This is a genomic window from Kutzneria sp. 744 (assembly GCF_000568255.1).
In the GTDB taxonomy this organism is placed as follows: Bacteria; Actinomycetota; Actinomycetes; order Mycobacteriales; family Pseudonocardiaceae; genus Kutzneria.
The window spans coordinates 7,976,612-7,980,039 of record NZ_KK037166.1 but is presented as its reverse complement, the minus strand read 5'-3'; the positions used below and the strand labels follow the sequence as shown (position 1 = coordinate 7,980,039).

Sequence of the window (3,428 nt, the reverse complement as noted above, 5' to 3'; positions counted from 1 at the left end):
CGCCGCCGCCCGACGCGCCCACCCACCTACGCCGATGCGGCGGGGGAAAATCCGGCAAGGGCGAGGCAGGGGTCACGAGGGGCCGAGCCGCGACGCCGGAGGCGGCGCCAATTACTCGGCCATCATCTCGTAGATCTTCTTGCACTCCGGGCACACGGGCGATCCGGGCTTGGGCGCCTTGGTGACGGGGAACACCTCACCGCACAGCGCGACCACGTGATTGCCCATCACGGCACTCTCCGCGATCTTCGCCTTCTTGACGTAGTGGAACATCTTCGGCGTGTCGTCGCCGGTGGTCTCGTCGGCGTCGCGCCGGGTGTCGGTCTCGGGCAGCGTCTGGGTCATCGGGCTCACTCATTCATGATGCCTGATACACGCTGGACGTTGGAACGGGAGAGCATGGGTACACAACCGCAGGTCAGCGCCCCAGACATCAACGCCGAGGTGGCGGCCGCGCTGGCCGAGGGCCGGGCCGTGGTGGCGTTGGAGAGCACGATCCTGGCCCACGGGCTGCCGCCGGGCCGCAACCGGGAGGTCGCGGCGCGGGTGGAGCAAGTGGTCCGGGACGCCGGGGCGGTGCCGGCGACGATCGCGGTGCTGGACGGGCGGCCGGTCGTCGGACTGGACGACAAGCAGCTGGACCGGGTGTGCGACCCGGCGTCGGGCCTGGTCAAGCTGTCGCGGCGGGACCTGGGGCCGGCGATCGCGCTGGGCCGGGACGGGGCGACGACGGTGGCCGGCACGGCGTCCATCGCGGCCAGGGCGGGGGTCGGCGTGTTCGCGACCGGCGGCCTCGGCGGCGTGCACCGGGGCGCGGCGGAGAGCTGGGACGTCTCGGCCGACCTGGGCGTGCTGGCCGAGACGCCGGTGCTGGTGGTGTGCTCGGGCGTGAAGTCGGTGCTGGACATCGGCGCCACGCTGGAGCTGCTGGAGACCAGCTCGGTGCCGGTGCTCGGCTACCGCACGAACCGGTTCCCGGCGTTCTACCTGCGTGAATCCGATTTCGACGTGCCGTGGCGGGTGGACGACCCGGCCCAGGCGGCGGCCGTGGTCGCGGCGCACCGGGCGCACGCCCCGGGGCAGTCCGGGGTACTGCTGGCCAACCCGGTGCCGGTCGAGTACGAGATGGACCGCGAGCTGCACGACCGCCTGCTGGCCGAGGGCCTTGAGCTGCTGGTCACGCGGAACGTGCGAGGCAAGGACGTGACGCCGGTGCTGCTGGAGCACTTCCACTCGGCCAGTGGCGGCGTGAGCCTGGACACCAACGAGCAGCTGGTGCTGTCCAACGCGCGCGTGGCCGCCGCTGTGTCTGTTGAGCTGGGGCGGGTGGAGCTCGCCCGATGACGGTCATCGTGGTCGGGGACGCGGCGATGGACGTCGTCGCCCGGCATCACAGCCCGATCGCCCACGCCGGCGACTCCCGGGCGGACATCGCGCTGGCGGTCGGCGGGGCGGGGGCCAACACCGCCGCGTGGCTGGCGTCGCTGGGCGTGGACACCGTGCTGGTGGGGCGGGTCGGCGACGACATGGCCGGCCGCCAGGTGCGGGCCGAGCTGGAGGTGTTCGGGGTGCGGTGCGCCTTCGCCACCGATCCGGCCGCCCCGACCTGCTGCGTCGTCGTCCTGGTCGACGGGGACGGGCAGCGGAGCATGCTGGCCGACCGGGGCGCGAACGCCCGGCTGGCCGGCTCGGACCTGTCCGTCCACGTGCTGGAGACGGCCAGTCATCTCCACCTGTCCGGTTACGTGCTGTTGGACCCCAAGTCGCGCGACGCCGGGCTGGAGATGCTTGCCGCGGCCCGTGGGGCGGGGCTGACGACCTCGGTGGACCCGCAGGCGGCGCTGCACATCGTCAACCAGGGGCCGGAGACGTTTCTGGCCATGGTGGCCGGCGTGGACCTGCTGCTGCCCAACTCCGAGGAGTTGGAGGCGCTGACCGGCTCCCGTGATCCGGCCGCCGCCGCCAAGCTGCTGGACCACGTGGGCGCGGTGGCCGTGACGACCGGGCCGGCCGGGGCCAGCTGGGTGGACCGGGTCGGGCGCTGGGACGTGCCGGCCGTGGCGGCCGACTGCGTGGACTCCACCGGCGCCGGGGACGCCTTCGACGCCGGGCTGCTGGCGGCGTGGCTGAACGGGCAACCGCCGCTGGAGGTGCTGAGGGCCGGCGTGACGGCGGGGTCGCGGGCGGTGTCCCGCGTGGGCGGTCAGCCGCCGGTGTGATCAGGCCCCCGAGCCCGGGCCGTTCAAGGCCGCGACCTGGGCTCGGGGTCCGGGGCGGAGCCCCGGCGTGGGGGTGTGGGGGCCGGCCCCCGCGGGGCACAGGGAGCGATGATGGCCGCGCGGTCCGCGGGCACACCTCACCCAATCGCGAGCCGGCGGCTTCGCCCGCCGGCTCGAAGGATCCCGACTCTCAGCCCTCGATGGCCGGGGGCGGTTTCGGGGCGTCCTGCGGGGCGTTCTGCTGGGCGTCGGGCGAGACCTCTCGCGCCAGCGCCCGGCGGGCGGCCTTCTCCGCGTTGTAGCGGTTGATCTCCTCCTGCTTGCGTGGCGGGCGGTCGTTGGCGATCAGCACGGCCACCCACGGCAGGGGAATCGACAGCACCAGGAAGAACAGCGCCAGCCACCACACGTTGATGAACGCCACGGCCAGCAGCAGGCACGGCACGCGCAGCAGCATCATGATCGTGTACTTGCGCTTGCGTGCCCGGGACTCGTCCGCGTACGAGGGCGCGGCCCCGGTGATCAGAACCGGTGTGTCGTCCCGGTCAGAGCCCTTCACGACACCACCTCCTCCCGTTGATGCTAGTCGCCTTCAAGGACGTGCAAACATTCTGGTCGTGTTTTCCGACAAGTTCTGTGACCAGCTGCGGGACGCCTTCCGCGAGGCCCGCTACGAGCCGGACGCGGTCGTCGACCTGCTCGGCGCGCAGGCGCACGCGGCGCTCGGCCGCGGCGAGCCCGAACCGGCCCGTCGGGCCAGCGCCGACGCCGGCGCGCTCGGCAGCCTGATCCGCCTGTTCCTGCTCGGTGACGCCGTGTCGTCGACCGAGACCGCCGCCGCCCTGGGCACGCTGTCCGTGGCCGACGCCGTGACGGAGGGACTGCTCCGCGAGGTCGACGGGAACCTGCGCGCGGATCTCGACGTTCGACCGTACGGAGACGATCAGGGTTCCTGGTGGGTGGTGTCGGACCAGGACTCCGACCTGCGCGGCGCACCCGTCGGCCCGGACCACGTGCTGGGCGTCGGACACGCGTCTCTGAGCCTTGCTCGCGCCACGGCCCGACGGCCCGTGGACACCGTGCTGGATCTGGGAACCGGCTGCGGGGTGCAGGCGCTGCACGCCGCCCGCCACGCCAACCGCGTCACCGCCACCGACCTGTCCGAACGGGCGCTTTCCCTTGCCTCGGCGACCTTCCGGCTCAACGAGC

General features: G+C 73.1%; 5 protein-coding genes. 3 read left to right on the top strand and 2 right to left on the bottom strand.

Annotation, left to right across the window (positions count from 1 at the left end; translation table 11 throughout):
- Positions 1-111 precede the first annotated feature (111 nt).
- Positions 112-345: a DUF3039 domain-containing protein gene (locus tag KUTG_RS36740; RefSeq protein ID WP_043723451.1), complete on the bottom strand. Its 234-nt coding sequence runs from the start codon at positions 343-345 to the stop codon at positions 112-114.
- A gap of 54 nt (positions 346-399) precedes the next feature.
- Between KUTG_RS36740 and KUTG_RS36735 the strand changes: the two genes are divergently transcribed.
- Positions 400-1,344 carry a pseudouridine-5'-phosphate glycosidase gene (locus KUTG_RS36735; protein ID WP_043723441.1) on the top strand — a complete coding sequence of 315 codons (945 nt, stop codon included), beginning with the start codon at positions 400-402 and terminating at the stop codon, positions 1,342-1,344.
- Positions 1,341-2,219 carry a carbohydrate kinase family protein gene (locus KUTG_RS36730; protein WP_043723431.1) on the top strand — a complete coding sequence of 293 codons (879 nt, stop codon included), beginning with the start codon at positions 1,341-1,343 and terminating at the stop codon, positions 2,217-2,219. The genes KUTG_RS36735 and KUTG_RS36730 overlap by 4 nt, the downstream gene beginning before the upstream one ends.
- A 190-nt stretch (positions 2,220-2,409) precedes the next feature.
- Here KUTG_RS36730 and KUTG_RS36725 read toward each other — a convergent pair whose 3' ends face one another.
- On the bottom strand, positions 2,410-2,778 hold the full coding sequence (locus KUTG_RS36725; protein ID WP_043723429.1) for a DUF3099 domain-containing protein: 369 nt from the start codon (positions 2,776-2,778) through the stop codon (positions 2,410-2,412).
- A gap of 58 nt (positions 2,779-2,836) precedes the next feature.
- On the opposite strand from KUTG_RS36725, the gene KUTG_RS36720 reads away from it, so the two are divergent.
- Positions 2,837-3,428: DUF7059 domain-containing protein (locus KUTG_RS36720; RefSeq protein ID WP_369794668.1), on the top strand; the 592-nt coding region annotated here is incomplete at its 3' end.